At 71.5% G+C, this 25,722-nt stretch carries 27 protein-coding genes; 13 read left to right on the top strand and 14 right to left on the bottom strand.

The features are described 5' to 3' along the window. Positions 1–53 precede the first annotated feature (53 nt). On the top strand, positions 54–713 hold the full coding sequence (mftR, locus tag OCS65_RS10125; protein WP_029544997.1) for a mycofactocin system transcriptional regulator: 660 nt from the start codon (positions 54–56) through the stop codon (positions 711–713). Next, the gene (mftM, locus tag OCS65_RS10120) at positions 710–1,519 is read left to right on the top strand and encodes a mycofactocin oligosaccharide methyltransferase MftM (RefSeq protein ID WP_006932884.1); all 810 of its coding nucleotides are present in this window, start codon (positions 710–712) and stop codon (positions 1,517–1,519) included. Before mftR ends, mftM begins: the two co-directional genes overlap by 4 nt. An 89-nt stretch (positions 1,520–1,608) precedes the next feature. Here the strand turns inward: mftM and OCS65_RS10115 are convergent, their stop codons facing one another. Next, positions 1,609–3,243 (bottom strand): ABC transporter permease, encoded by a 1,635-nt coding sequence (locus OCS65_RS10115; protein WP_029544999.1) that lies wholly within the window; start codon positions 3,241–3,243, stop codon positions 1,609–1,611. Next, positions 3,240–4,202: an ABC transporter ATP-binding protein gene (locus tag OCS65_RS10110; protein ID WP_263510123.1), complete on the bottom strand. Its 963-nt coding sequence runs from the start codon at positions 4,200–4,202 to the stop codon at positions 3,240–3,242. The genes OCS65_RS10115 and OCS65_RS10110 overlap by 4 nt, the downstream gene beginning before the upstream one ends. Positions 4,203–4,356: 154 nt before the next feature. Between OCS65_RS10110 and OCS65_RS10105 the strand changes: the two genes are divergently transcribed. Further along, positions 4,357–5,574, top strand: a complete 1,218-nt coding sequence (locus tag OCS65_RS10105) for a lipase family protein (protein WP_231772636.1) — start codon at positions 4,357–4,359, stop codon at positions 5,572–5,574. Between the two features lie 63 nt (positions 5,575–5,637). Here OCS65_RS10105 and OCS65_RS10100 read toward each other — a convergent pair whose 3' ends face one another. Next, positions 5,638–6,018 carry a winged helix-turn-helix transcriptional regulator gene (locus OCS65_RS10100; RefSeq protein WP_006932876.1) on the bottom strand — a complete coding sequence of 127 codons (381 nt, stop codon included), beginning with the start codon at positions 6,016–6,018 and terminating at the stop codon, positions 5,638–5,640. Positions 6,019–6,116: 98 nt separating this feature from the next. On the opposite strand from OCS65_RS10100, the gene OCS65_RS10095 reads away from it, so the two are divergent. Then, positions 6,117–6,524: a RidA family protein gene (locus tag OCS65_RS10095; protein ID WP_029545001.1), complete on the top strand. Its 408-nt coding sequence runs from the start codon at positions 6,117–6,119 to the stop codon at positions 6,522–6,524. A 271-nt stretch (positions 6,525–6,795) separates the two neighbouring features. Here the strand turns inward: OCS65_RS10095 and OCS65_RS10090 are convergent, their stop codons facing one another. Genes OCS65_RS10090 through OCS65_RS10080 form a run of 3 tightly spaced genes read right to left on the bottom strand, consistent with a single transcriptional unit; the run spans position 6,796 to position 10,095 of the window. Further along, positions 6,796–7,464, bottom strand: a complete 669-nt coding sequence (locus tag OCS65_RS10090; protein WP_006932871.1) for a MadR family response regulator transcription factor — start codon at positions 7,462–7,464, stop codon at positions 6,796–6,798. After that, entirely contained in the window at positions 7,461–8,900 is a 1,440-nt protein-coding gene (locus OCS65_RS10085; protein WP_006932869.1) for a MadS family sensor histidine kinase, read from the bottom strand. The genes OCS65_RS10090 and OCS65_RS10085 overlap by 4 nt, the downstream gene beginning before the upstream one ends. Positions 8,901–8,919: 19 nt before the next feature. Further along, a complete protein-coding gene (locus OCS65_RS10080) occupies positions 8,920–10,095 on the bottom strand; it encodes an iron-containing alcohol dehydrogenase (protein WP_006932868.1) in 1,176 nt (391 codons plus the stop codon). Positions 10,096–10,421: 326 nt separating this feature from the next. On the opposite strand from OCS65_RS10080, the gene OCS65_RS10075 reads away from it, so the two are divergent. Beyond that, on the top strand, positions 10,422–10,766 hold the full coding sequence (locus OCS65_RS10075; RefSeq protein ID WP_235431082.1) for a hypothetical protein: 345 nt from the start codon (positions 10,422–10,424) through the stop codon (positions 10,764–10,766). A gap of 12 nt (positions 10,767–10,778) precedes the next feature. Here the strand turns inward: OCS65_RS10075 and OCS65_RS10070 are convergent, their stop codons facing one another. From OCS65_RS10070 to mdo, 4 genes are all read right to left on the bottom strand, one after another. Beyond that, positions 10,779–11,372 carry a carboxymuconolactone decarboxylase family protein gene (locus OCS65_RS10070; RefSeq protein WP_006932864.1) on the bottom strand — a complete coding sequence of 198 codons (594 nt, stop codon included), beginning with the start codon at positions 11,370–11,372 and terminating at the stop codon, positions 10,779–10,781. Positions 11,373–11,561: 189 nt separating this feature from the next. Next, positions 11,562–13,094 carry a MadC family VWA domain-containing protein gene (madC, locus tag OCS65_RS10065; RefSeq protein WP_029545007.1) on the bottom strand — a complete coding sequence of 511 codons (1,533 nt, stop codon included), beginning with the start codon at positions 13,092–13,094 and terminating at the stop codon, positions 11,562–11,564. Positions 13,095–13,098: 4 nt separating this feature from the next. Beyond that, the gene (locus OCS65_RS10060; protein WP_043800560.1) at positions 13,099–14,169 is read right to left on the bottom strand and encodes a MadB family AAA-type ATPase; all 1,071 of its coding nucleotides are present in this window, start codon (positions 14,167–14,169) and stop codon (positions 13,099–13,101) included. Positions 14,170–14,260: 91 nt separating this feature from the next. Next, complete coding sequence (gene mdo, locus OCS65_RS10055) at positions 14,261–15,532, bottom strand: NDMA-dependent methanol dehydrogenase (protein ID WP_006932857.1); 1,272 nt, start codon at positions 15,530–15,532, stop codon at positions 14,261–14,263. Positions 15,533–15,849: 317 nt separating this feature from the next. On the opposite strand from mdo, the gene OCS65_RS10050 reads away from it, so the two are divergent. Beyond that, a complete protein-coding gene (locus tag OCS65_RS10050) occupies positions 15,850–16,905 on the top strand; it encodes a ferredoxin--NADP reductase (RefSeq protein ID WP_006932856.1) in 1,056 nt (351 codons plus the stop codon). Between the two features lie 73 nt (positions 16,906–16,978). On the opposite strand, the gene OCS65_RS10045 is transcribed toward OCS65_RS10050, so the two are convergent. Then, positions 16,979–18,226, bottom strand: coding sequence for an MFS transporter (locus tag OCS65_RS10045; protein WP_050036404.1), 1,248 nt, complete (start codon positions 18,224–18,226; stop codon positions 16,979–16,981). A gap of 229 nt (positions 18,227–18,455) precedes the next feature. On the opposite strand from OCS65_RS10045, the gene OCS65_RS10040 reads away from it, so the two are divergent. Then, entirely contained in the window at positions 18,456–18,821 is a 366-nt protein-coding gene (locus OCS65_RS10040; RefSeq protein ID WP_006939196.1) for an SPW repeat domain-containing protein, read from the top strand. Between the two features lie 139 nt (positions 18,822–18,960). Next, positions 18,961–19,572 (top strand): TetR/AcrR family transcriptional regulator, encoded by a 612-nt coding sequence (locus tag OCS65_RS10035; protein ID WP_029545013.1) that lies wholly within the window; start codon positions 18,961–18,963, stop codon positions 19,570–19,572. A 13-nt stretch (positions 19,573–19,585) separates the two neighbouring features. Here the strand turns inward: OCS65_RS10035 and OCS65_RS10030 are convergent, their stop codons facing one another. Both OCS65_RS10030 and OCS65_RS10025 read right to left on the bottom strand, forming a co-directional pair. Beyond that, positions 19,586–20,401: a glutamate racemase gene (locus tag OCS65_RS10030; RefSeq protein ID WP_029545015.1), complete on the bottom strand. Its 816-nt coding sequence runs from the start codon at positions 20,399–20,401 to the stop codon at positions 19,586–19,588. Positions 20,402–20,432: 31 nt separating this feature from the next. Then, the gene (locus tag OCS65_RS10025; protein WP_102800598.1) at positions 20,433–21,623 is read right to left on the bottom strand and encodes an NAD(P)/FAD-dependent oxidoreductase; all 1,191 of its coding nucleotides are present in this window, start codon (positions 21,621–21,623) and stop codon (positions 20,433–20,435) included. Positions 21,624–21,808: 185 nt separating this feature from the next. On the opposite strand from OCS65_RS10025, the gene OCS65_RS10020 reads away from it, so the two are divergent. From OCS65_RS10020 to OCS65_RS10000, 5 genes are read left to right on the top strand one after another with little or no spacing between them, the layout of a single operon-like run. After that, positions 21,809–22,270, top strand: a complete 462-nt coding sequence (locus tag OCS65_RS10020; RefSeq protein ID WP_006936221.1) for an Asp23/Gls24 family envelope stress response protein — start codon at positions 21,809–21,811, stop codon at positions 22,268–22,270. Beyond that, positions 22,267–22,584, top strand: a complete 318-nt coding sequence (locus OCS65_RS10015; protein WP_029545019.1) for a hypothetical protein — start codon at positions 22,267–22,269, stop codon at positions 22,582–22,584. Before OCS65_RS10020 ends, OCS65_RS10015 begins: the two co-directional genes overlap by 4 nt. Then, the gene (locus OCS65_RS10010) at positions 22,581–22,775 is read left to right on the top strand and encodes a hypothetical protein (RefSeq protein ID WP_003937668.1); all 195 of its coding nucleotides are present in this window, start codon (positions 22,581–22,583) and stop codon (positions 22,773–22,775) included. Before OCS65_RS10015 ends, OCS65_RS10010 begins: the two co-directional genes overlap by 4 nt. Further along, the gene (locus OCS65_RS10005) at positions 22,768–23,805 is read left to right on the top strand and encodes a DUF6286 domain-containing Asp23/Gls24 family envelope stress response protein (protein WP_050035581.1); all 1,038 of its coding nucleotides are present in this window, start codon (positions 22,768–22,770) and stop codon (positions 23,803–23,805) included. The genes OCS65_RS10010 and OCS65_RS10005 overlap by 8 nt, the downstream gene beginning before the upstream one ends. Next, the gene (locus tag OCS65_RS10000; RefSeq protein WP_050035582.1) at positions 23,802–24,377 is read left to right on the top strand and encodes an Asp23/Gls24 family envelope stress response protein; all 576 of its coding nucleotides are present in this window, start codon (positions 23,802–23,804) and stop codon (positions 24,375–24,377) included. The genes OCS65_RS10005 and OCS65_RS10000 overlap by 4 nt, the downstream gene beginning before the upstream one ends. A gap of 132 nt (positions 24,378–24,509) precedes the next feature. Here the strand turns inward: OCS65_RS10000 and tuf are convergent, their stop codons facing one another. Next, positions 24,510–25,700 carry an elongation factor Tu gene (gene tuf / locus OCS65_RS09995; protein WP_006936215.1) on the bottom strand — a complete coding sequence of 397 codons (1,191 nt, stop codon included), beginning with the start codon at positions 25,698–25,700 and terminating at the stop codon, positions 24,510–24,512. Positions 25,701–25,722: the final 22 nt, after the last annotated feature.

Below are 25,722 nucleotides of genomic sequence, written 5' to 3'. Positions count from 1 at the left end.
TCACCACTGTAATGGCATCGAGTGCACAATGTCACCCATGGAAGGCTCACACCATGCGTAGCCGCCGGAAACCGTCCGCTCGGATAGGTCGCCGCCCCTCCACCACGAGAGAGGGACTGAGCGCGATCGGGATCGAACTGTTCCGCGCCCGGGGATTCGACGAGACCAGCGTCGACCAGATCGCCGAAGCCGCCGGAATCGCCCGCCGCACCTTCTTCCGGTACTTCCCGTCCAAGAACGCGGTGCCGTGGGGCGACTTCGACGGCCACCTCGAACAGATGCGCGCCCACCTCGACGCGCTGCCGGGCCACGTCCCCCTCGCCGAGGCGCTGACCTCGGCGCTGCTCGACTTCAACACCTTCCCCGAGTCCGAGGCAGCGCTGCACCGCGACCGCATGGACCTGATCCTGCGGGTACCGGCGCTGCAGGCGTACTCGGTGGTGATGTACGAGGGCTGGCGCCGGGTGATCGCCGAGTACGTCGCGCGTCGCGTCGGCGCCGCCGCCGACGACCACTTCCCGCGCACCGTCGGCTATCTCGTGCTCGGCGTGGCGATGGCGGCGTACGAGCAGTGGCTCGCCGACGACTCGCTCGCGCTGCCGGAACTCTTGTCCGCCGGCATGCGCGCCCTCTACAGTGGCCTCGACGCGGCCGTCCCGTCCCTCGACGGTCCCGACGCCTCCCCCTCCTCGAAAAAGGCTGCGCTGCAATGACTGTGCTCGACTCACTCGCCCCCTGCCCGCCCGGCCGGTGGTCCCACGCCCACGTCACCGTCGAGAAGGTGAGCTCGGGCCCGATCGCCCTGCGCCGCGAGGGCGACCGGCTGCACGTGACCCACTCGCTCGGGCCCGACGACCTGAGTGAACGTCTCGTCGCCGGGGTCACCGCGTCGATCGCCGACAGCGACCTCGGACAGGAGGAGTTCGAGTTGACGATGGTCGGGCTGGTGCGCTCCACCCTGCCCGACGCCCTCGACGCGTGGGTCACCTACTACCGCAACTCGCTCACCGAACTGCTGGACGGCACCGCCGGGTTCGCCCCGATCCACGACAAGGCCGCCGAACTCGTCCGCGGCCGCGTGCTGGATCTCGGCTCCTGCTTCGGATTCCTCCCCCTGCGCCTGGCGCGCGCCGGGATCGCCGTGACCGCCACCGACATCCTGCCCGGCACCATGACCCTGCTCGAGGCCGTCGCGCCGCGGCTGGGCCTCGAGGTGGACACCGTCGTGTGCGACGCGGCCCACGTGCCCGTTCCCGACGACAGCGCCGACACCGTCACCGCAATCCATCTGCTCGAACACGTCGACGCCGCGACCGGTGCGGCCGTCGTCGCGGAGGCGCTGCGCATCGCCCGGGAGCGCGTGGTGATCGCGGTGCCGTTCGAGGACGAGGCCACCGCCTGCCACGGCCACGTGCGCACCTTCGACCTGCCCGCCCTGCGCACACTCGGCGAATCCACGGGTCTCGCGTTCGAGGCGTTCGAGCACCACGGCGGCTGGCTGGTGCTCGACGCGCGCTGATCCCGAGTCGGCCTCCTCCGCAGTGACCGAATGTCACATCGCGGCAGTCGGATCGCCGCGATGTGACATTCGGTCGCCGCCGCGGGCGGTCACTGGACGACGAGGTCGCGGCGGCGCATCGCGCTCACACCCGCCGTCGCGGTCGCCACGGCGACGAGCAGAAGCACCAGCAGCGGCAGCGGGCGCATGTCCGCGGCCGGCAGGGCCGGGACGTGGACGAACGGCGACAGGTCCAGCACCGCCTGGGGCAGGTCCAGCAGGGCGCCGAGCTGCCCGATGATCAACCACACGGCGAAGACGCCCCATGCGACGCTCGACGCCCGGCGCGGCGCCACCCCGACGCACAGCACCGCCATCGCGCCGACCAGGAGCACGGCCGGCACGAACGCCAGCGCGGCGGGCAGCAGATTGCCGAGCGGACCGGTGATGTCGCCGATCGTCATTCCGTAGGAGACGGCCAACGCGACGCCCGTGACGACCTGCAGCACAATCACTCCCACCGTCACCACGGCGATGTGCGCGAGCATCCACGGCACCCGCCCGAGGGCCGTCGACAGCACCGGCTCGACCCGGCCGGACGTCTCCTCCCCGTGCATCCGCAGCACCGCCTGCACCGCGTATCCGCTGGCGAACAACGCCATCATCAGGAAGATCATCGCGAAGTACGCGTCGGTGATCGCGTCGGCTCCGCCGCCGAGCTGCTTCATCATGTCGGCGACGGCACCCTCCTCGTCGAGGAAGTTGTCCATCTCGTTCGCGACACTGCCGTAGGTGGCGGCGAGGACCGCAATGCCAAGCGCCCACCACATCAGCGTCGTGCGCTGCACCCGCCACGCGAAGCCCGCGGCGGTGGGCAGCCACGTCGCCGCCCGGTCCGGCCCCGGCCGCGGCTGCACCAACCCGGCTCCGTGATCCCGCCTGCCGGTCAGCACGTACGCGGTCCACGTCGTCGCGGCGGTGAATGCGGCGAACAGCAGCAGGATCCACCACGCGTCCACGTCGTACGGCCGGATCTGCTGCGCCCACCCGATCGGCGACAGCCACGACAGCCACATGCTCGTGACGCTGACCCCGCCCGGGTCGACGGTGCCCGCGCTGTCGCCGACGGCGCGGAGCAGGAACGCGACCCCCAGCGCCGCGCCGGCCAGCCCGTTCGCGGCCCGGGCGCCCTCGGCGACCTGCGCGGTCACGGCCGCGACGGCCGCGAACGCGACACCGGCCGCCCCGGTGGCCGCTCCGAGCGCCAGAGATCCGGACAGCGGCAGTCCGAAACCGAGAGAGACGACCGTGAGCAGCAACGCGAGCGCGACATTCGCCGCGGCGACAACGATCAGGGCGGCGGTGAGCAGGGCCCGCCGACCGACCACATTGGCCCCGACCAGTTCGGCGCGGCCGGTCTCCTCGTTCTGCCGGGTGTGCCGCACCACGGCCATGGTGCTCATCAGGCCCGCCGCCAGCGCCAGGAACAGCAGCGTCTGGGCCGCGACGACCGCTCCGAGGCTGTCGCCGGAGACCAGGCCGTTGGTGGCCAGCACCACCGGGGACACGGCGGAGCTGACGGCGATGAGGTGCAGGTCTTCCTGCGCCGGATAGAGCCCCTTCAGGCTCGACACCGAGATCGCGTAGACGATCGTGATCGCGGCCAGCCACACCGGCAGCTGCACGCGGTCGCGGCGCACCGCCAGGCGTACCAGCCGGCCGGTGCCGACGAAGGCGGCACTCATGCGCCGGCTCCCTCGCCGGCGGCCGGCCGGCCGTGCGCGAGCCGCTCGCCGGGCAGATGGATGTGCTCGCCCGGCAGTTCGTCGCCGTAGTGCCGCAGGAACAGCTCCTCCAGGGTGGGCGGGGTACTGGTGAGCGACGTGATGCCGAAGCCGAGCAGCTCGCGCAGCACCGGGTCCATGTACGCCGTGTCCACCTCGCACCGCACCCGCAATCCGTCCACCTGCAGGTCGTGCACCCCGGGCATCGTGTCCAGCCCGGCCACCGGGCGCACGGTGTCGGCCACCACCGAGGTGCGGGTCAGGTGCCGCAGTTCGGTCAGCGTGCCGGATTCGACCGTGCGGCCCTGCCGGATGATGGTGACCCGGTCGCACAGCGCCTCGACCTCCGCGAGGACGTGGCTCGACAGCAGCACCGAACACCCGTCGGCGACGGCCTCGCGGACGCAGTCCCGGAAGACCTCGTCCTTGAGCGGGTCCAGGCCCGAGGTGGGCTCGTCGAACAGGAACAGCTCCACGTCCGAGGCGAGCGCGGCGACGATCGCGACCTTCTGCCGGTTGCCCTTCGAGTACGTGCGGGCCTTCTTGGTGGGGTCGAGCTCGAAGCGTTCGAGCAGTTCGGCACGGCGGCGTTCGTCGATGCCGCCGCGCAGGCCGGCGAGCAGATCGATCGCCTCGCCACCGGTGAGATTGGGCCACAGATTGACTTCGCCGGGCACGTAGGCGAGCCGCCGGTGCAGGTCCACCGCGTTGCGCCACGGGTCGCCGCCGAGCAGTTCGGCCCGGCCGGAATCCGCGCGCAGCAGCCCGAGCAGGACGCGGATGGTGGTGGATTTCCCGGAGCCGTTCGGGCCGAGGAACCCGTGTACCTCGCCCCGGTGGACCTCGAGGTCGAGGCCGTCGAGAGCGCGGGTGGTTCCGAACGACTTGACGAGCTGTTCCACGGAGATCGCCGCCGACATGCTGCCGAGGCTACGCCCCTACCGGCGTCCGTGTGGCGACGAATCGCGGAGAGGGCGGGGTCGGGTGAACCTTCGCAAATCGGTCGCCTAGGCTTCGCCGGGATCACTGGTTTCGAGGAACGGCACCGGTCGGTGCGCTGGAGAGGTGGGGGACGTGGCCGGACGGCTCGGTCGGGGAATCCGCAATGCGGTGGCGGGCGCGGTGGCGGCGTGCGCCGCGGTCGCCGGTGCCGGAACCGCCGTGGCCGCACCGGTCTACCCGGCGCCACCGGCCGACCCGTTCTACCGCGCGGCCGCCGACATCGCCGTCGCCCCCGCCGGCGATGCGCTCGAGGTGCGGCGCGTGCCCGCGCCGCCGGGCATCGTCGACGTCGAGGCGTGGCAGGTGCGTTTCCGGTCGACGGATTCGGCCGGTCACCCGATCCCCGCGGTGACGACGGTCCTCGCCCCCGTCGGCAAGGCCCCGGACGGCCCGCTGCTGTCGTTCCAGCACGTCATCAACGCCCTCGGCACGCACTGCGCACCGTCGCAGACGCTGTGGGCGAGCGACCCGAACCTCGCCGTCCGGGAAGCCCCCGCCCTCAACCTCGTGCTCCGGCGGGGCTGGACGGTCGCGATCCCGGACCATCTCGGGCCGAACAGCGCCTACGGCGCGGCGCGCCTCGGCGGGCAGATCACCCTCGACGGCATCCGCGCCGTGCAGCGGGTCCCCGAACTGCAGCTCGCCCACAGCCCTGTCGCGCTGGCCGGCTACTCCGGCGGTGGGATGGCCACCGGGTGGGCCGCGGCGCTGGCCCCGACCTACGCCCCCGAGCTGAACCTGGTAGGTGCGGCGATGGGCGGCGTGCCGATGAACATCCGCAAGATGGCCGAGGCTCTCGGCGAGAACCCGCACCCCGCCTTCGGTCTCGCGTTCGCCGCCGCGCTGGGTCTGGAACGCGAGTATCCCGAACGGATGCGGATCAGCGCCGACCTGACCCCGGCGGGCGTGGAGATGCGTGACGCGCTGGCCAATGCCTGCACCAACGACATCCTCGCGCGCGGCGCCGGGGGCAGCCTGCGGCAGGTGAGCACCAACGCCCGCCTGGCCGACGACGCCGACGCGGTCGCCGTCGCGGAGGAGAACAGCCTCGAGCTGTATCCGGGCGTGCCGACCGTGCCGGTGTTCGAATGGCACAGCCCCACCGACGCACTCATCCCGGTGGGCGCCATCGACGCCACGCTCGACCGCTACTGCGCCGCGGGTGCGCCGGTACGCCGTGTCGAGACACCGAGCCCCGACCACATGTCGGCGGCGGTGCTCGGCCTGCCGGACGCGTTCGAGTTCCTCGGCGAGCGGTTCGACGGGGTGGCCGTCACCGGGACCTGCTGAACTACGCACCGGGCTTCCCACCCCCCGCCCGACGCAACGGTCGGGGCCACCCCCGCGGGCGGGTCAGGCGTCGAAGCGCCGGCGGGATTCTTCGATGTCGCGGAGGTATCGCTGCGTCCAGTCGCACATGCCGTCGACCGTCGCACGGAGCGCCCGACCCGGCTCGGTGAGGCAGTACTCGACCCGCGGCGGCACCGTGGGATACACCGTCCGCTCGACCAGGCCGTTGCGCTCCATCATGCGCAGGTTCTGGGTGAGCATCTTGTGGCTGATGCCGTCGATGCCCTTGCGCAACTCGCTGAAGCGCAGGGTGCCGTCACCGATCGTTTCGATGATCAACAGCGCCCACTTGTTGGCGACGTCGGAGAAGATCTCCCGCGCCAGCGAGTCTGCTCGCGTCAGGTCCGCATCTTCTGGCAGGCCGCTGAGCTGCTTGGTCACCATCGAGTTCCCCAGTTACTGAAAAGTGCGTTCTTCCACGTCAGGCAACACTCTCCTACGGTTACCGAGTAACCACAAGTGACCGAGAGAAAGTGGGCAGCATGTCCATCACCCTGGTGAACCCGAACGAACTGCCGAAGATCGACGCCTACCGCCAGGTATCCGTCGCCACCGGCTCGAAGCTGGTCTTCGTCGCCGGGCAGGTCGCCTGGGACGCCGACGGCAACACGATCGGCGCAGGCGACCTCGCCACCCAGGTCGAGCAGAGCTACCTCAACGTCGGAGCTGCCCTGGCCGCGGTCGGTGCCACCTTCGCCGACGTGACGAAGCTGACCGTCTACGTCGTCGACTGGACTCCGGACAAGATGAGTGGGTTCGTCGACGGCGTCGCCCGGGCAGCCGCGAAGCTGGGCGTCACCCCCGTAGCGCCGGGCACGCTGATCGGTGTCGCAGCACTGTCCTCTCCCGAGCACCTCGTCGAGGTCGAAGCCACCGCAGTCCTCGACTGAACCGAGTCACCGCACCCCACGCCGCGTGCTCCCGGCGGGGTTGCCACACCTGGCACCCCTGCCCGTCACTGCCTACATCGTCCAGGAGGCCTCGCCCGTCGTCACCGTTCCCAGCACCCCGCCGATCTTCGGCAGCAGCTGACCACTCGCCCCGACCCGCGGCCTGCACCGATCACCGGTGCAGGCCGCGGACTCGTCCGGGCAGGGCACCGCACGCTGCGTCCACGCCCGCCCGCGCTGCCCGTGCGCCGGCACGCCCGGAAGGGACCGGTCAGATGAGCCCGCGCTTGCTGGCGGCGTACACGGCCTCGGCGCGACGGCTCACCCCGAGCTTGCGCATGATGTTGCTCACGTGGAACTTCACGGTGGTGCCCGAAATGAAAAGGCGCTCACCGATCTTCGAGTTCGACAGGCCCGCGGCCAGCAGACGCAGCACCTCGAGCTCGCGATCGGTGAGCTGTTCCTGCGGCGTGGTCTGCCCGTTGAGGGACCGCACCACCGCCGCGGCACTGCGCGAGTCGAAGGCGCTCTCGCCGCGCGACACCGCGCGGATGGCGCGCACGAGTTCGGTGGTGTCGACGTCCTTGACGACGTAGCCGCGCGCCCCGGCGTGCACGGCCCGCACGACCAGCTGCTCATCGAGGAACGTGGTGAGCACCAGCAACCCGAGGCCGGGGCGGGCCGCCGACAGCTGCCCGCACAACGCCAGCCCCTCGTAGTCGGAGCCGGCCGAGAGCTTCAGGTCCATCAGCACGATGTCGGGCCGGACCCGGTCCACCAGCGCGACCGCCTCGGCCTCGTGCGACGCCTCGCCCACCACCGCCAGGTCCGGCTCCCGTTCGAGAATCGAGCGCAGCCCTTGGCGCAGGATCGCGTGGTCGTCGACGAGAACGATGCGGACCGTGCGGTTCACCGTCCCGGGAGGGGTTGCCACGTTCATCGCTGTGCTCCTGTCCGCGCCGCGTGTGCCGACGCCGCACTGTTCCCGTTGTTTCCGGTCGCCTCGTCGGCGCCCCGCTCCGCATCGACGGCCGGTTCGGGCACCGGGATGCGCACCGCCACCCGTACCCCGCCGAGGCGGGCGCGGCGCACCTCGAGAGTGCCGCCGAGCTCGTGTGCGCGGGCCTGCATGTTGGCCAGACCGCGATGCCGGCCGTCCCAGTCGTTGTCCGCGGCCAGGCGCAGCATCAGCCGCATCCGGGCCGGGTCCCCGTTGCCGTCGTCGGCGACCGCCAACAGCACCGAGTCGGGCCGGTAGGTCAGCCGCAGCACCACGCGCCGGGCGTTGGCGTGCACCGCGGCGTTGAACAGCGCCTCCCCCGCAATGCGCAGCAGCGAGTGTTCGGCCTCGCCCGGCAGTTCGACCGGCGTGCCGCCCACCCGGACCGTGATGTCGAGTTCGCCCGGCGTGTGCGCGACGCAGAGCTGCTCGAGCATCTCGGGCAGCGACGTGCGATCCGAGTCGGACGGGTGGTTGAGCGCGTAGATCGCCGACCGCAGCTGCTCGACCGCGCGGCGCGTGAGCTCCTTCGCCAGGTCGAGGCGCTCGCCGCGCTCGGTGTCGGGAATGTCGCTGCGGCACACCTCGATCTGCATGCCGGCGGACAGCACGGCCTGGGTGACGCTGTCGTGCAGCTCCCGCGCGATGCGGTGGCGTTCCTCGTCGAGCGCCTGGTGCCGGTGGGCGGCGCCCAGCTGCCGTTGGGTCAGCTCCAACTGCCGGAGCGTGGCCTCGAGTTCGGCGTTACGGGCCTGCAGGTCCGCCGCCGCCCGGTTCGCCTCCTGGTAGGCCTGCTCCGCGCGCTCGAGCAACAACTGGCCCCGCTGATAGAGCGCGGAATTCTGCAGCGCCACCGCGGTCTGGCTGGCGAGGATCGACAGCACGGCGTGATCGGTGCCGTCGAGCGTGCGGTGCTCCGGGGTCCACGCGGCGATCGCGCCGGCCACTCCGCCGCCGAGGACGATGGGCACGAACGCGTGATGGGTGTCGACGGCCGCGTCCCGGCCGATCGACCCCGACCGGATGTCCTCGAGGCAGCGCACGACGTCGTCCGGCAGGGGCGGTCCCTCGACGTTGTCGACGAGGAACGGGGTGGCGTCGGGGCCGAGGACCAGGCGGCGCGGCCCCGCGTCGGGCAGGGTGCCGTCGGTGAGGGCGAAGACCACCCATCGGGCGCTCAGGTGGGCGCGTGCCGCCTCCGCCACGGCGCAGATCAGGGTCTCGGGGCCCTCGACGGTGCGCACCAGGGCACGCGAGATCAGCTCGAGCGCATGCACGACCCGCTCGAGGCGTTCGGCAGCCCCGCGGTACTGGGGATAGAACGTGGGCTTGCCGGAGCGCAGGCCGGTCAGCCGGGACAGGTCGGGCGCGGTCACCGGGCACCGCCCGCCCCGGTCACAGCGCCGCCCGGAACAGCGCCACCATCTGCTCGTGGGTGGCCTCGCGCGGGTTGGTGGACATGCACGCGTCGCGCAGCGCGCCGGCGGCCAGGCGTTCGAGGTCGGTCGCCTGCACCCCGAGTTCCCGCAGCCCCCGCGGCACCCCGACCTCCCGGGCGAGCCGTTCGACCCGGTCCGCGACGGCGAGTGCCGCTTCGACGGCCGGGCCGCGGTGCTCCTCGAGTCCGAGAGCGGCGGCGATCGCGACGAACGGCTCGGGATCGGACGCGGCGTTGAACCGGATGACGTGCGGGAGCAGCACCCCGTTGATGACGCCGTGCGGCAGGTCGAGCAGGCCCCCGACCTGGTGGCTCATCGCGTGCGCGGCGCCGAGGATCGCGTTGGTGAAAGCCAGGCCGGCCTCGAGGCTGGCCTGCGCCATGATCGACCGGGCCGCCATCTCCTGCGGGTCCTCGATCGTGCGTACCAGCGTGTCGGTGACGAGCCCGACGGCACGCAGGGCGTGGTGGTCGGTGAGCGGGTTGTGGGCGCGGGAGACGAAGGCCTCCACGCCGTGGGTCAGGGCGTCCAGCCCGGTGGCGGCGTTCAGGTCGTCCGGCATGGTCGTGAGCAGCCGTGGGTCGATCACGGTCAGGTCCGGGACCAGCGAACGACCGATGATGGTGATCTTGGTGCCGCGGACGGTGTCGGTGACGACGCAGAACTGGGAGACATCGGCGCCCGTGCCCGAGGTCGACGGCACCACCACCATCGGCGGGATCGGGGCCGCCGCCCGGTCCACGCCCTCGTAGTCGAGGATGCTGCCGCCGTTGGCGGCGAGCACCGCGATGCCCTTGGCGGCGTCGATCACCGAGCCGCCGCCGAGCGCGACGAGCACGTCGCAACCGTGGGCCCGGTAGGTCTCGTGCCCGGCCGTGACCTCGTGGTCCTTGGGATTGGGGGTGAGGTCACCCCACACGATCGGGGTGAGTCCCTGCTCGACGAGGTGGCCGCGAAGCTCGTCGGCCCAGCCGGCCTCGATCAGGCCCGGGTCGGTGACCAGCAGGGGCCGGACCGCGCCGAGCCGCACCGCCGCGTGCGCCGCCTCGACCAGTGAACCGATCCCGAACACGATCTCCGGGGCGTGGAACTTGGCCAGCGTCGTCGCGGTGTGCTCCGATGCGACGGCCACTACGCACTCCTGACGATCCCGATTGCTGTGATCCAGCTTACGTGGCTTCGAGCCTAGCCCCTCCACGACGGGGCGGCACCGGGCCGAACGGCAGGTGCGGTACCTGCCCGATCGGGTAGGTACGCCCGAGTGTGCCCGGGAGCCTCCGGACGCCGGCCGCGGGGTGAATACGAAGTGAATGCCACCACCGCGTACCACGCCGGAACGGGACATATAGGATGCACGTCGCAGGGGTGGACCGGATACGCAGGAAACGGGCTGCGCACCGGCGGAAACAACCCTGGGAGAGCATCATCGACGGCCGATGGATCGTGTGGTGGCACGAGGTGGACGGCGTCACATGGCACGTCCACGACACCGAGACCGCGGCGCTCGACTCGGCGTACCGGGCGCTCCACTCCGATCGGCGGGTCGGGGATCCGATCATCGAACGCCCCAACCGCACCCTGGTGCTGGGCAGTGAATTCGCCGCGTACGTCAGGGCGCGGGAGGACGCGGAGGGCCGCCTGGCGATCCGCGGCACCCACCGGGTCGAGATCCGGTACCCGCTCGGCGTGGACCGGTGGATCTCGCAGGGGTGGACGTCGGAGCGGCTCGCACGGGCGAACTACGACGAGGCCCTCGAGCACTTCCGCCCCGACCGGGTCCGGCTCACGAAGCGCGACCACTGATCCCCCGCCGGCCTACCTGGCGAACTCCACGATCGGCGCGCGGCGCACGCCGGAGATCGAGGCGTGCACGACGGACATCGGCAGGAACGCAAGGACGATCAGCAACATGACGACCTCGTACGCCACGCTGCTGCGCGGATCCGGATTGCCCTTCAACCGGCCGCGGAGCGCGGTCCATGCGATTCCATGGGCGTTGCCGACCATGATCGCCCGCACCGCCCCGAGTATCCCCTCGGCGGCGGACTTCCCGTAGACATCCACGAGACGGTGCCACGACTCGGGCGTGGGGTTGCCCCGGGTGTCGGCATAGTGCTGGGCGAACAGGACCGCGGCGACCTCGGAGTCGGGAACGTCGTCGAGGACCCCCGACAGGATGTTCCGGATCTCGGCGCTGCTCATTCCGGCCTCGAGGGCCATCTTCGTGTGGGCGTAGGAGCAGGCGCCGCAGCCGTTCACCTCGGTCACCGCCAGCATGATCCGTTCGACGAACTCGGGGCTCAGCTCGGCGCGCTTCCTGGCACCGATCAGGTGCTTCATCGATCGAACGCCCCGGTAGAAGATCCAGTAGGCCTCACGGATCGAATAGTGCTTCTTCGCGAACTGCATCGTCGTCTTCCTCAACTGTGCCCGGGATTCCGATGTGCCGGAGCACTCTCCCGTAAGCCGGCCGGTCCGCCGGCGGTGGCGTGGGCGGACGGCGCACACACACCCCGGGGGGTATTTACCGGTCCATGGTAACCATCGGCCGTTCCCCCGCCGGAGCGGGGCCGGAGGCGGCCGGCACGGGGCGCGCACTCAACGCAGTGCGTGCCCGAGCTCCGCCGCGCGGGAGAGCAACTGGGCGGCGTCCCGGGCGACGACGACGCGATCGCATTCCGGCGCGTACTCGGGCATCGCGCACGTTGCCTGGGCCCAGTAGCGCTGCGGTTCCGGGGTGACCCAGGCGAGCCGGTGCACGCGACGGCGCAGGTCCGCGAGACGGTCGGCGCGGGAGGGCAGGCCGTTGCAGCGGCCGTCGCCGACGACGAGCACGCTGGTGCGCGAGTCGACGATCCCGGCGTGCTCGGTGAGCAGCTCGTCGAGGACCCGGCCGTAGTCGCTGCTCGCCTCGAGGTCGAGGCCGGGGTGCGCCAGGACCGCGGCGAGGGCGCCGTCACCGGTGCTCGCCAGCAGCTCCCGCGTCACGTCGACGGGCCGGTCGACGAAGGCCAGGACCCGGCAGCGGTGGGCCCGGCCGTGCATGGCCTGGGCCAGGCGCAGCGTGAACGCGGTGATCGGGCGCACCGACAGGGACACGTCGGCCAGGATCAGCAGCCGGACCCGGTCCGGACGCGGGGCGCGGACGATCAGGTGGAACGGTACGCCGTCGGTGCGCATCCCGGCGCGGGCCGTGCGGCGCATGTCGAGGCGGCCGCGGCTGAACTCGCGCGGCACCGGCCGGGCCGGTCCGCGCATCCGCCGCAGCACCTCGTGGCACGCCAGCTCGATCTCGGCTCGGGACGCGACGTCACCGGCGGTGTCGGGGGCGTCGGGTTCGCCGTCCGGCAGCGGGCCGCCGAGTCCGGCCTGGGACAGTGCCGCGACGAACGCCTCGACGGCCTCGACGAGCCGGTTCAGCTGCGCCGCGGTGAGCGGTTCGTCGGCCTCGTCGTCGCCGTAGGCACGACGCGGATCGTAGGCGTCGAGCCACGCGAGGATGGATTCCGGATCGTCCCAGGACAGCGAGCCGACCACGGCGGCCCCGGGATTCGCGGCCAGCTCGCCGACGGCGGCGGCGCCGGCCCGATCCACGTCGACGGTGTAGGTGACCCCGCGCCGCCCCGAGTCGGCTCCGGTGTCCACGGACAGGGCGGCGTCCGACGACGTCATGGAGACATCGTCGTCGTCCTTGTGCGGATTGAAACCCTTGTCCGCCTCGGGGGTGTCGAAGTGGTCGCCGACCTCCGCGGCACGATCGTTGTATTCGGCGTAGCGGGCGATCTCCGGATCGTCGTCGAGTTCGAGCGCGGTGGGCAGGGCCTCGGCGAACTGCGCCCGGGGCGTGGACTTCTCGCCCGCGGCCCCGGCCGCATCCGTCGCCGCGAACAGCGCGTCGAAGGCCCGGTCGAAGCCGGGCTGCTCGTGCGGGTACTTCGCGCACACCGCACGCAGGCAGGCCCGCAGGACGTCGCGGTCGCGGGCCCCGACCAGGCCGAGCACGCGGCGCACCTCGATGGTCTCGGCGGGCGAGGCCGACACCCCGTGCCGGCGCAGCAGGCGCCCGAACACGGCGGCGACCACGTCGAGGGGATACGAGGTGCGCATCGTCGCCAGCGGCGTCACGGGCATCGCGTCACCGCCGCGCGCCGATGCCGACGCCGCCGCGGCCGCCGCCACCGCCGCGCCCCCGGAACACCGCGGTGGTCGTGTTGGCCGGCCGGGACGCGACGGTGGCCCGCTCGGGCCGCTCCCCCGCCGGTTCGGCCGGGGCCGGGACGGCCTCGGCCGGACTCCCGTCGAGACGTGCGCGGACCAGGTCGGCGTCGCCGGTGTACTTGAGGAGCGTCGCGAGCAGGATGTCGCGGATCTGCCGGAGGGAGGTGTGGTCGCCGCCGCCTCGCCGCAGGACGGTCGCGGCGCGCGCGGCGTCGATCACCTCCGAGATGGACGGGCTCTTGCGCAACGGCAGGTCCCGGAGGGTGCGGGCCAGGTCCACCACCTCGGCGGCAGTCACCGTGTCGACCTCGGGGGCCCGGGCGGTGACGATCTCGCGCTCACGTTCGGGGGTGGGATAACCGACGTGGTAGTGCAGGCAGCGGCGCTTGAGGGCGGGCGAGAGTTCGCGGGTGTCGTTGGAGGTCAGGATCACCCACGGCGAGGACCGGGCCGTGAAGGTGCCCACCTCGGGAATGGTGACCTGCCCCTCGGCGAGGACCTCGAGCAACAGCGCCTCCATGGACTCCTCGGTGCGGTCCACCTCGTCGACGAGGAGCACCACCGGTTCCGGGGAGAGGATCGCCTCGAGCAGGGGGCGCACGGCGAGGAACTTCTCGGAGTACAGGCCGAAGTCCTGCGCGGCGAGGAACCGGGACGCCTCGGCGACGTCGGGGTACGCGGCGAGCTGCTCGCCGATGCGGTCGCGCAGCATCTGCACGTGCAGCAGCTGCTTGGCGTAGTCCCACTCGTACAGCGCGCGGCTGTCGTCGAGGCCCTCGTAGCACTGCAACCGCACCAGCCTGCGCCCGCCGGCGGCGGCGAGCGCCTTGGCCAGCTCGGTCTTGCCGACGCCGGCCGGGCCCTCGAGCAGCAGGGGCCGCTGGAGCGCGGTGGCGAGGTGGACGACGACCGCGAACTCGTCGTCGGCGATGTAGTCGTGGCGGCGCAGCGCGTCGGCGAGTTCCGGTCCGCTGGCGAAGCTGGTCATCGGTGCTCCTGTGTCGTCGGCACTCGAGGGAGGTGGGTGTGCCCGGGGCGGGTTGCCCCGCCCCGGGCACGGGATCGGTCGAGCAGGTGGGTCAGTAGGACCGGTTGATGCAGTGGTCGACGACCGGGATCATCGACTCGACCGTCACCTCACGCGGGTTGCCCGGGGTGCACCAGTCGCCCTGGATGTGCTCGGAGATGGCCCGCACGGTCTTCTCGTCGCCCTTGATGACGTCACCGCGGCCGGCGTACTTGCCGGTGTTCATGCGGTTCTTCTCGTACGAGTCGACGCGCACCTGACCGAAGTTGTCGGGGATCCCGACGTCCTTGGCGAGCCGGATGGCGGCCTCGACCGCGGCGTCCGCGGCCTGGACGGTGGTCATGTTGCGGGTGTCGACGCCCATCGCGGTGGCGATGCGGGCGTAGTGCTCGTAGCGCGAGGGCAGGTTGTACTCCCACACGCGCGGCAGGGCGATGGCGTTGTTGAGGCCGTGGTGGCTGTCGAAGAAGGCGGACACGGCGTGCGAGATGGAGTGCACGATGCCCAGGCCGCCCGAGTTGAAGGCCTGCGCGGCGATGTACTGGGCGTTCATCATGCCCTCGCGCGCCTTGAGGTTGCGCGGCTCGAAGGTGGCCTCGCGCAGGTGCTTGGCGACGAGTTCGATCGAGTACAGGGCGTTGCCGAGCGACGGCGCGAAGTCCAGCCGCGAGACGAACGGCTCGGAGCCGTGGGCGAGGACGTCGAAGCCGCAGTAGGCGGTGAAGTGCTGCGGGCAGGTGTAGTACAGCAGCGGGTCGTCGATGGCGAGGGTGACGATCGTGGCCTCGTCGAAGCCGACCCACTTGTGCGGGTGCTCCATGTCCGAGGTGTCGGTGATGACGTACGCCCAGGAGGTCTCCGAGCCGGTGCCGGCCGTGGTGGAGACGGCGATGTGCGGCGGGTTCTCCTTGTTGGTGGACTTGGCGAAGCCCTCGAACTCGTTGATGTTGCGGCCGTCGTGGGCGATGACCACGCGGGCGCCCTTCGCGGCGTCGTGGCTCGAGCCGCCGCCGACGGAGATGATGGAGTCGCACTTCTCCTGCTGGTAGAGGGCGGCGGCCTCCATGACGTTGTAGTCCTTGGGGTTGGACTCGACCTTGTCGTACAGGACGACCTCGACACCCTGGTACTCGATCTTGCCGATGAGCTCCTCGATGATGCCCGAGCCGCGCAGGCCGGTCGTCATCAGCAGGGTGCGCTTGAAGCCCAGGTTCTTCGCCTCGACACCGATGATGTCGTGGGCGCCGACACCCATCAGCGCCCGGGGGAAGGGGTGGAACTCCTTGATGGGAAAGTCCCAGATCTGGTTGAGTTCGATGGCCATCGCGTTTCTCCTGGTGTGTCGGCCGGAAGTGGTGGTTCGAAGGGGGCGGCCGGTGTGACCGGCGTCTCTTCCCTTCCCCACTCTCGGGCCCGATCACGCTCCCGGAAAGGGGTTCGAGCCCGAACCGTCCGGTCGCGGGACCGAAGCCGTCCGGTCGAGCGCGCGGGCCTACCCGATCGGGCAGGTGCGGTTCCCGCTGATCGGGAGCCGACCGGACCCCGGCGCACCCCGTCCCGGTAGCGTCGTCTTGCTGATACCCTGAAACTAGAACGCGTTCTAGATTGCTTCGCCCGCTCCACGGAAGGACCGACCTGGCCATGACGACAGTCGAGGTGCCGCACGGCTCGCGATCCGCGATCCTGACCGTCTCCGCAGTCATCGAGGAGACGCCGGACTCGCGCTCGATCGTCTTCGACGTGCCGGCCGAGTTCCAGGACAAGTTCGCGTACAAGCCCGGACAGTTCCTGACCCTGCGCATCCCGAGCGAGCAGACCGGCTCCGTGGCCCGCTGTTACTCGCTGGCCAGCTCCCCGTACACCGACGACGCCCCCAAGGTCACGGTCAAGCGGACCGTCGACGGTTACGGGTCCAACTGGCTGTGCGACCGGATCTCCGCCGGCGACCGACTCGAGGTCCTGCCGCCGTCGGGAGTGTTCACCCCGAAGTCCCTCGACCACGACTTCCTGCTGTTCGGCGCCGGCAGCGGGATCACTCCCGTCATCTCGATCCTCAAGTCGGCACTGACCCAGGGCTCGGGCACGGTCGTGCTGGTCTACGCCAACCGCGACGAGGCGTCGATCATCTTCGCGGACGAGCTGCGGGCGCTGGCGGAGAAGTACCCCACCCGGCTCACCGTCGTGCACTGGCTCGAGTCCGTGCAGGGCCTGCCGTCCGCCGACCAGCTCGCCACCCTGGTGACCCCGTACACGAGCCACGAGGCGTTCATGTGCGGACCCGGTCCGTTCATGGACGCCGTGCACCGGGCGCTGCAGGCCGCAGGCATGCCGCGCTCCCAGGTGCACGCGGAGGTGTTCAACTCCCTCGCGGGAGACCCGTTCGCCGACCACACCCCCGTCGAGGTGAGCGACGAGGAGGCGGCCGACGCCGCGACCGTGGAGGTCGAGCTCGACGGCGAGACCCACACGATCCCGTGGCCGCGCTCCCAGACCCTGGTCGACATCATGCTCGCCAAGGGCATCGACGTGCCCTACTCCTGCCAGGAGGGCGAGTGCGGCTCGTGCGCCTGCACCGTCCTCGAGGGCAAGGTCGAGATGGACAACTGCGAGATCCTCGACCCCGAGGACATCGAGGCCGGCTACGTGCTCGGCTGCCAGGCCCACCCGGTGACGGACACGGTCAAGATCGTCTTCTGAGACGGCGCAGGGGCCCTCCGTCCGGCTCGTCCGGACGGAGGGCCCCTGCGTGTACGCGCCGGCAATCCCCGCCTCAGCGGACGAGAACCGGTACCTCCGCGAGTTGTGCGACCGGCTGCCGCGGGCCGCGCAGCGCCACGCCCGCCCCGGCCCCGAGGGCGAGCACGATCACGGCACAGCCGTAGCCCAGCGTCGTCGCGGTCAGCCCGAACGCGCCCGTCGCCAGGCCCGCGAGCACCGCGGGCACGGAGAACGCGAGGTAGCAGACGACGAACGTGGTGGCGAACAGGCGCCCGCGCTCGTGCGGCGCCGCCAGGGCGCCGATGACGTTCATCGCGCCCAGGAACGCCGCCCCCCAGCCGAAGCCCGCGACGGCGGTACCGGCGAAGTACGCGACGGCCCAGCCACCGAGCACGGCGGTCACGACGACGCCGACGCCGGTGGCGAGGATCGCGGTCCCCGCGACGACGACGCGCCGCGGGTCGGAGCCGCGCAGCACCGTCGCGGCAACCGAACCGGAGGCGAAGAGCGTGAAGATCGCCAGCCCCGCGACGAGGCGGTTGCCGATACCGAAGACCGTGGCCACGATCGACGGGCCGAGGGACATGTAGAGGCCGCCGAGCGACCACGCCGACAGCAGACCGGGCAGGATCACCAGGTAAGGGCCCCGCACGTCCGCCGGCACCGACGCGCTCGGCAGCAGGCTGCGCAGCGCGGCCCGGCGGGACGCGAAGCCCGGCGCGGGTGCCCGGTCGGGGACGAAGACGAGCACGAGGGCCAGCGCCAGCGCGATCACGACGACGAGGGCATAGACGAGGACGGTGGGAAGGGGCGCGAACTGCACGAGCAGGCCCGCCCCCGCGGCGCCGAGGGCGAGCCCGAGCGACGGCGCCACGCTGTTGACGAAGGATCCGAGGCGCGGGTTCGGTTGCAGATCGATCACGGCGGCGCTGACGGCGCCGGTCGCCGCGCCGACCGCGAGACCCTGCAGCACGCGGGCCAGCACGAGCCAGCCCACGTCGTCGGCGAGGACGAACACGCCCATGCTCACCACGAGCAGCAGCAGCGCCCCGATCAGGACCGGCCGGCGGCCGACGTGATCGGAGATCGAGCCGATCGTCAGCAGCGTGGCGAGCAGGGCAAGCGCGTAGACGGCGAAGACGGCGGTCAGCATTCCCGCGGAGAAACCCCACTGCTGCTGGTACAGCGGATAGAGCGGGGAGGGGGCGGACGAGGACGCGGTGAGTAGAAAGCTGGCCGTGCCCACCGCCGCGAAACCGCAACGGCGTGGCAGGGTGCGGCCCGGCGTCGGCTCCGGCATCGGACCTCCTGAGAACTCGTGCGGGAAGGCCGACAGTTCGTTGGCCAAGGCAACGATCTAGTGGAACACCCGCGCCGCGGAGATCATTCCCCCCTCTGTCACCGATCCGCAAAAAACCCCTCCCAACTGCACCGGAGCGTTACCGCAGTGCAATCCCCCACACCATTGACCGACCGGTCGATCAGGTCTATACCGAAGTCAGGACACAATCCCCACTAGGAGGCTCGACATGTTCTCCGACAGCCGGCTACAGGACTACGTGGCCGTGATCCTGGGCGTCTTCACCGCCCTCTCCCCGCTGTGGGTCGCCAACGACAACACGACGATGTGGACCCTGATCGTCCTCGGCGTGCTGATCGCGCTGACCGGACTGGCGCAGATCGTCCGGCCCACCATGGCCGCGATCGACTACGCGATGGGCGTCTTCGGCGTGCTGCTGTTCCTCTCCCCCTGGGTCATGGGCTTCACCGAGTACAGCGGTGCATCCTGGACGGCCTGGGTGGTGGGCGTGCTCACCGTGGTCGTCGCGGTGGCGGCACTGCCCGTGATGAGTGCCCGGATGCACGGACACGGCGGACTGGCCACGCACCACTGATCACGGTGCGGAAGGCCGCGACAGCGGCCTTCCGCACGCGGAGGGCGGGAGCCGAGGCCCTCGCCCTCCGTCCACACCGCCCTCCGTCCCACAACCCGGCGCCTTCGCACCCTTGCCGGTGCACCCGGAAGTGAGCGCCATGAGCACCCCGGGCTCGACACCGCCGCGCCGTCGCGCGCGGCGGGACAACGCCGCGCGTGTCCACATCCTCGACGCCGCCGAGACCCTCTTCGCCGCCCACGGCTTCGACGCCACCTCGACGACCGCGATCGCCGCCGCCGCGGACGTGCCCAAGGGACTGATCTTCTACTACTTCCCGACCAAGGAGTCGATCCTCGAGACGCTCGTCGCCGAGCGGCTGCCGGCCGAACCGATCCAGGACGTCACCGGCCTCGTCTCCCCCGGCGACCCGGCGGCCAGCCTCGTCAACCTCGACGCCGCCCTCGACCTGCGCACCCACCACTCCTCGCTGCTCCGGGTGATCTGGCGTGAGGCGGAGACGCATCCGGGCCTGCGCACCCCGCTGCGCCGGCTGCGGACGTCCCTGCAGGAGGCCACCATGCGGGTGCTGCAGGCCAGCGTGCCCGGCCCGATACAGCCGGGCACCCTGCGCACCTGCGCGACGACGTGGGTGTCGGCGATGTTCTCCGCCGCCACGGTCGACCGGCTGTTCGGCCTCGACGGGCCTTCCCCCGACGAACTCGGCGGCATCGCGCGGCTCGTCGCCGCGGGCATGACCGGGATGGGCTGAGCAGGGCGGCGGATCAGCGCGTCTCGGCCCGGGGAGCCTCGTCGCCGGGCAGACCGGCGGTCGGGTCGCCGATGCCGTCGACGAGCTGCCGGCCCGCCGGGAAGCTGAGGGCGCCGGGGGGCAGCTCGCCCGGCCTCCCGCTGAGGAACACCTCGACCCGCCCGCTGCCCGCCCACGGCCGGCCGAGGGCGTCGATGCGGCGCAGGGTCTGGGCCGCCACCGCCTCGGCGCTGTCGAACAGGCGCACACCGGGCGGCAGGTGCGCGGCGATGGTGTCGGCCACCAGCGGGTAGTGGGTACAGCCGAGGACGACGCCACCCACGTCGGGCGGGGTCCGCTGCGCCGCAGCCGCGATCGCCGCGGCCGCGGCGGTCGTGTCGCCGCGGTCGATGGCATCGGCGAGCCCGTGGCAGGCCACCCCCACCACGTCGCGGTCCCCGGCGAACCGGGCGACCAGATCGGCCTGGTAGCGGCTGGCGGTGGTCGCGGCGGTGGCCCAGATCGCCACCGATTCGCACGCCGCGGCGGCCGGCTTGATCGCCGGCACCGTTCCGATCACCGGGATCTCGTCACCGAGCGTCTCGCGCACGTGCTCGAGCGCGGTCACGGACGCCGTGTTGCACGGCAGCACGACCACCTCGGCGCCCCGGGTCACGGCCCGCTCCGCGGTGCTCACGACCCGCTCGATCACCCAGTCCCCGGGCTTCGGTCCCCACGGGGCGCCGTCCGGGTCCATCGAGAGCATCAGATCCAGTTCGGGACGCAATCGGCGCAGCCATGCAGACGTCGGCAGGAGGCCGAGACCCGAGTCGATGAGCGCAACGATCACCACACGAATCTAGCGCTCGCCGTCCCGGCGGCTAGGACGTGGGCGCGAGGATCTCCGTGATCGGCGCGCCCTCGGCGATCTTGCCTCGCATTTTCATCACCGGCCCGGCCAGTCCCGCGCCGACCACACCGGTGAGACGACCGTCGCGCTCGTAGTAGGCGAGGAACTTGCGGCCGTCGTCACGCACCACGTGCACGGTGTCGTCGGCGCGGACCGCACCGAGGGCCTGGATCTTCACGTCGTACTGGTCGCTCCAGAAGTACGGCACCCGCGCGGCGTCGGCGACGGTGGACCCGAGCAGCGCGCCGGCGAGCACCTTCGCCTGCTCCCCCGCGTTCGTCCAGTGCTCGAGACGCGCGCACCGACCGTCCGAGACCTCCCAGGCCGCGACGTCCCCGACCGCCCACACGTGCGGGGCCGAGGTGCGGCCCACGCCGTCGCACACCACACCGTTGTCCACCCGCACCCCCGAACCGTCGAGCCAGTCGGTGACCGGCACCGAGCCGATCCCCACCACCACCAGGTCCACGTCGAGGTCGGTGCCGTCGCTCAGGACCGCGCCGGTGACCCGCCCGTCGCCGCGCAGGGCGCGCACCCCCACGCCGGCCCGCACGTCGACACCTTCGTCGGTGTGCAACCGGGCCACCAGCGCGCCGACCCGCTCGCCGAGCACCGACGCCAGCGGCGTCGGCTGCGGCTCGACCAGCACCACGTCCATGCCCCGCGCCCGCAGGCTCGCCGCGACCTCGCAGCCGATGAACCCGGCGCCGACGATCAGCGCCCGCCCGCCCGGGACGACCGCCGCGCGCAGGGCCCGGCTGTCGTCCACGGAGCGCAGCACGTGCACCCCGGCGAGCCCGGCCGTGCCGGGCAACCGCCTCGGCCGCAACCCGGTCGCGACGATCAACTCGTCGAACCCGACGCTCTGCCCGTCGGACAGCGCGACGGTGCGGGCCGCCGCGTCCAGCGCCTGCACCCGCACACCCAGGCGCAGCTCGATGCGCTGGTCGTCGAAGAACTCCCGCGGCCGCAGGGTGGTGTCGTCGGTCCCGCCACGGACGACGTCCTTCGACAGCGGGGGCCGGTCGTAGGGCAGATGCGGCTCGTCGCCGATCAGGACGAGCTCGCCGTCGAATCCACCGTGGCGCAGTTCCTCTGCGGCACGCACCCCCGCCAGCCCCGCCCCGACCACGACGATCCGCTGTGTTCCCGTCTCACCCACCCGCTCCACCCTCTCCGCCAGCAGTGACCCACGCCACCGTAATCCGTGCAACTGTTTTACCAAATACAGGGACCTCCGGACAGGGCGCCGTTCATGCGAGCCGCGTGCCCCGCACCCGGGGCGGCCTGGAGTTACTACAGTCGGAGGGGACAGACCTTCATCCGGCAGGCCGACGAGGAGCCCCCATGACCAGCGACAGCGGCGCAGGCGTCAGCCGCGTGCAGTTCGGCAACGGAATCGCGCCGGGACCGGTCGACACCCAGGGGCGCACCATCATCGCCGACGCGGTCGTGGCGAAGATCGCCGGAATCGCGACCCGCGAGATCAGCGGCGTCTACGACGTCGGCGCGGGCACCGCACGCGTGGTCGGGGCCCTGCGGGACCGCATTCCCGGCGCGCGGATCAACCACGGGCAGGGCGTCGCGGTGGAAGTCGGGGAGAAACAGGCCGCGATCGACATCGGCATCGTCGCCGAATACGGCGTGGCCCTGCACGAACTCGCCGTCGCGATCCGCCACAACGTGATCGCGGCCGTCGAACGGATGACCGGCCTCGAGGTCACCGAGGTCAATATCACCGTCTTCGACGTCGTGCTGTTCGACGAGACCACCGGTGTCGCCGACGACCTGAAACCCCGCGTCCAATGACCACCCCCGCCGAGCCCGCAGAACTCGCCGCGGCCGCCGCCCGGACCGTGCCCGGCGTCGCCGACCTCCACGGCGGAGCGTTCGGCGAGGTCGCGACCTATCTGCCGGGCCGGCGCGTCACCGGGATCCGCCTCGGCTCCGACACGTGCGCGGTGCACATCGTCGTCGAGTACCCGGCCGACCTGTACGCCGTGGCGGCCGCCGTCCGCGCCCGGCTCGAGCCGCTGCTGGGCGTCCCCGTGGATGTGACCATCGAAGACATACGGATCCCGTCACCCGACGGCGAGCACCCGACCAGTGAGGTGACCCAGTGAACCACACCCCTGTCAGCAACACCGCCGTCGGACTCCTCGCGGGACTGCTGCTGGCCCTCGCGGGCATCCTCGGGGGCTTCAGCGGCCTGCTGTTCGGCATCCTGCTCGGCGCCCTCGGCATGGCGATCGGCGCCCACCGGGACGGGCTTCTCGACCTGGGCGCTCTGCTGCGGAGCCGGGGCCGTGGCTGACCCCACGCCCACCGGCCCGAGGACCCTGCCGGCCCAGGCCGGCGCCGACGCGGTCGCCACCGAGACGGTCGACCCCGTCGGGCACCGCGGCCAACTGGTCATCAAGGACCGCGCCGTCGAACGGATCGCCGCGGCCGCCGCCCTCCAGGTGCCCGGTGTGGTTCGTCAACGCGGTGGCCTGAGCCTGTTCACCGGGCGGGACCTGCCCCGCGCCGACGTCACCACCGGCGGCGGCGCCGTCGCGATCAACCTGTACATCGCCGCGGAATGGCCCTACGACGCCGCGGCCCTGACCCGGCGTGTGCACGACGCGGTGGACCGGCAGCTCCACGAGCTGACCGGCCTGCCGGTGCACGAACTCAACGTGCTCGTCGCGGCCACGTCCGTCGCCGGGCCGGCCGAGCGCAGCGAGCCGGCGGTGCCGGTCGAGTACACCGAGGCCGACATCGTCGCCCGGACGGAGTACCGGGCCCCCGTACCGGTCGTTTCGCCGCTGCCGCCCCTGGCCCACCCGGCCGCGGCCCCGGCGGCCGCGCTCATCGCCGTGGGCGCTCTGGCGCTCGCGTTCGCCGCCGCCCGGGAACTGCTCATCGTCCGCGGCACCTACGCGGGCGCGCCGTGGCTGCGGAACTCCTTCGAGTGGTTCGGCCGGCTGCACTGGCAGAGCTGGATCGCACCCGTCGCTGCGGTCCTCGTGCTGCTGGGGGTCGTGCTCGTAGTGGTGGCGGTCAAGCCGCGGCGCCGCACCCACGTGCCCCTGCAGGTGTCCGGTCCGGTCCCGACGGTGTGGATGCGCCGGACCGACCTGGCCCGGATGTGCAGCGCGCACGCGTCCACACTGCCCAGTGTGTACGCGGCCCGCACCGTCGTCGATCGCCGTCGCGCGCTCGTCAGCGTCGTGGGCTCGGGTGAGGAGTCGACCGCCGATCTGGTCGCCGCGGTCCGGGGTGCGGTGGCGCCGAATCTGGCTCTGCTCGCGGAGCCGATCGCTCTCGTGGTGCAGGTGCACCGGCCGAGGACGGCGCGATGAAGCTGCGCACCGTCCTGGTCAACCGGATGCTCACGTTCGCCGTGGGCGCCGCGCTCCTCGGCGCCGGGGCCTTCGCACTGGCCTGGGTGTGGCAGGTGCGCTTCGCCCGGGAATGGCTGGCCCGCCTGGACCGGCCGCGCATCATCGACATCCCGGACCAGTCCTGGTGGGAGGGCGCGTTGTGGACCGCCGTCGCGGTGGGGGTGACGATCGGGATCGTGCTCCTGGCGGTCAACTTCTCCCGGCGCCGGACGTCGCGGGTGCAGCTCTACGACGAGGTCACCGAGGCCACCCTGGCCGTGGAGCTCGGACCGGTGGCCGACGGCGTCGCCGGTGAGCTCGCGGCCCTGCCCGGTGTGCGGGCCACGCGCAGCCGGGCCGTGGTGGAACGCCATCTGCCGACCCTGTCGGTCACGGTGTACGCGGACCCGAACATCGACGTCGCCGACTTCACCGCCCGCGCCGAGGAGACCGCCGAGCGGGCCGCCCGGGCGCTGGGCGGGGCCCGCGTGGCGACGCAGGTACTGCTGCACCTGGATCCGGCCCACCCCGAATCCGGCGGACAGGGGTAGGCCGCCGAGCGAACGTGGCATTTCGTCGGCGTACGGAGATGAACGATACATTCGCTCGTTCCCCGGCGACGGAAACGCCGAACGGCGCCCACCCCGAAGGGTGGACGCCGTTCGACGTCAGCGAGAACTAGCTCACTTGATGATCTTCGTGACGCGACCGGCGCCGACGGTGCGGCCACCCTCGCGGATCGCGAAGCGCAGGCCCTCGTCCATGGCGACCGGCTGGATCAGCTTGACGGACATCTCGGTGTTGTCGCCCGGCATGACCATCTCGGTGCCCTCGGGGAGGGTCACAACGCCCGTCACGTCCGTGGTACGGAAGTAGAACTGCGGACGGTAGTTGTTGAAGAACGGGGTGTGGCGGCCACCCTCCTCCTTGTTGAGGATGTAGGCCTGGCCCTCGAACTCCGTGTGCGGGGTGGTGGTGCCCGGCTTCACGACGACCTGGCCACGCTCGACGTCCTCGCGCTTGATGCCGCGGACCAGCAGACCGACGTTGTCGCCGGCCTGGCCCTGGTCGAGCAGCTTGCGGAACATCTCGATGCCCGTGACCGTGGTCTTGGTCGAGGTCGGCTTGATACCGACGATCTCGACTTCCTCGTTCACGTTGATGACACCGCGCTCGATGCGGCCGGTGACGACCGTGCCACGACCGGTGATGGTGAAGACGTCCTCGACGGGCATGAGGAACGGCTTCTCGGTCTCACGGACCGGGTCCGGGATCGACTCGTCGACGGCGCTCATGAGCTCGAGGATGCTCTCGGTCCACTTCGGGTCACCCTCGAGTGCCTTCAGGGCCGAAACCTTGACGACAGGAGCCTCCTCGTCGAAGTCCTGCGCAGCGAGGAGCTCACGGACCTCCATCTCGACGAGCTCGAGGATTTCCTCGTCGTCGACCATGTCGGACTTGTTGAGCGCGACGAGGATGTAGGGCACGCCGACCTGACGGGCGAGCAGCACGTGCTCACGCGTCTGCGGCATCGGGCCGTCGGTGGCGGCCACGACCAGGATCGCACCGTCCATCTGAGCCGCACCGGTGATCATGTTCTTGATGTAGTCGGCGTGACCCGGAGCGTCGACGTGCGCGTAGTGGCGCTTCTCGGTCTGGTACTCGACGTGGGAGATGTTGATCGTGATACCACGAGCCTTCTCCTCCGGAGCCTTGTCGATCTGGTCGAACGCGAAGCTCTGGTTCAGCTCGGGGTACTTGTCGGCCAGCACCTTGGTGATCGCCGCCGTCAGAGTGGTCTTGCCGTGGTCGACGTGACCGATGGTGCCGATGTTCACGTGCGGCTTGGTCCGCTCGAACTTCGCCTTCGCCACTTGAGGGTCCTCCTGGACTGTT

Source organism: Rhodococcus aetherivorans (assembly GCF_025722975.1).
GTDB lineage: Bacteria > Actinomycetota > Actinomycetes > Mycobacteriales > Mycobacteriaceae > Rhodococcus > Rhodococcus aetherivorans.
This window is presented reverse-complemented; position numbering and strand designations above follow the sequence as displayed.

Excerpts from the sequence above, each read along its gene's own strand:
- OCS65_RS10060 (WP_043800560.1), bottom strand. The coding sequence starts at position 14,169 with ATGACCAGCTTCGCCAGCGGACCGGAACTCGCCGACGCGCTGCGCCGC.
- OCS65_RS10040 (WP_006939196.1), top strand. The coding sequence starts at position 18,456 with ATGTTCTCCGACAGCCGGCTACAGGACTACGTGGCCGTGATCCTGGGC.
- OCS65_RS10090 (WP_006932871.1), bottom strand. The coding sequence starts at position 7,464 with ATGAACGTGGCAACCCCTCCCGGGACGGTGAACCGCACGGTCCGCATC.
- OCS65_RS10115 (WP_029544999.1), bottom strand. The coding sequence starts at position 3,243 with ATGAGTGCCGCCTTCGTCGGCACCGGCCGGCTGGTACGCCTGGCGGTG.
- mftM (WP_006932884.1), top strand. The coding sequence starts at position 710 with ATGACTGTGCTCGACTCACTCGCCCCCTGCCCGCCCGGCCGGTGGTCC.
- OCS65_RS10015 (WP_029545019.1), top strand. The coding sequence starts at position 22,267 with ATGACCACCCCCGCCGAGCCCGCAGAACTCGCCGCGGCCGCCGCCCGG.
- OCS65_RS10000 (WP_050035582.1), top strand. The coding sequence starts at position 23,802 with ATGAAGCTGCGCACCGTCCTGGTCAACCGGATGCTCACGTTCGCCGTG.
- OCS65_RS10070 (WP_006932864.1), bottom strand. The coding sequence starts at position 11,372 with ATGCAGTTCGCGAAGAAGCACTATTCGATCCGTGAGGCCTACTGGATC.
- OCS65_RS10035 (WP_029545013.1), top strand. The coding sequence starts at position 18,961 with ATGAGCACCCCGGGCTCGACACCGCCGCGCCGTCGCGCGCGGCGGGAC.
- OCS65_RS10045 (WP_050036404.1), bottom strand. The coding sequence starts at position 18,226 with ATGCCGGAGCCGACGCCGGGCCGCACCCTGCCACGCCGTTGCGGTTTC.
- OCS65_RS10050 (WP_006932856.1), top strand. The coding sequence starts at position 15,850 with ATGACGACAGTCGAGGTGCCGCACGGCTCGCGATCCGCGATCCTGACC.
- OCS65_RS10110 (WP_263510123.1), bottom strand. The coding sequence starts at position 4,202 with ATGTCGGCGGCGATCTCCGTGGAACAGCTCGTCAAGTCGTTCGGAACC.
- OCS65_RS10020 (WP_006936221.1), top strand. The coding sequence starts at position 21,809 with ATGACCAGCGACAGCGGCGCAGGCGTCAGCCGCGTGCAGTTCGGCAAC.
- madC (WP_029545007.1), bottom strand. The coding sequence starts at position 13,094 with ATGCCCGTGACGCCGCTGGCGACGATGCGCACCTCGTATCCCCTCGAC.
- mdo (WP_006932857.1), bottom strand. The coding sequence starts at position 15,532 with ATGGCCATCGAACTCAACCAGATCTGGGACTTTCCCATCAAGGAGTTC.
- OCS65_RS10095 (WP_029545001.1), top strand. The coding sequence starts at position 6,117 with ATGTCCATCACCCTGGTGAACCCGAACGAACTGCCGAAGATCGACGCC.
- mftR (WP_029544997.1), top strand. The coding sequence starts at position 54 with ATGCGTAGCCGCCGGAAACCGTCCGCTCGGATAGGTCGCCGCCCCTCC.
- OCS65_RS10100 (WP_006932876.1), bottom strand. The coding sequence starts at position 6,018 with ATGGTGACCAAGCAGCTCAGCGGCCTGCCAGAAGATGCGGACCTGACG.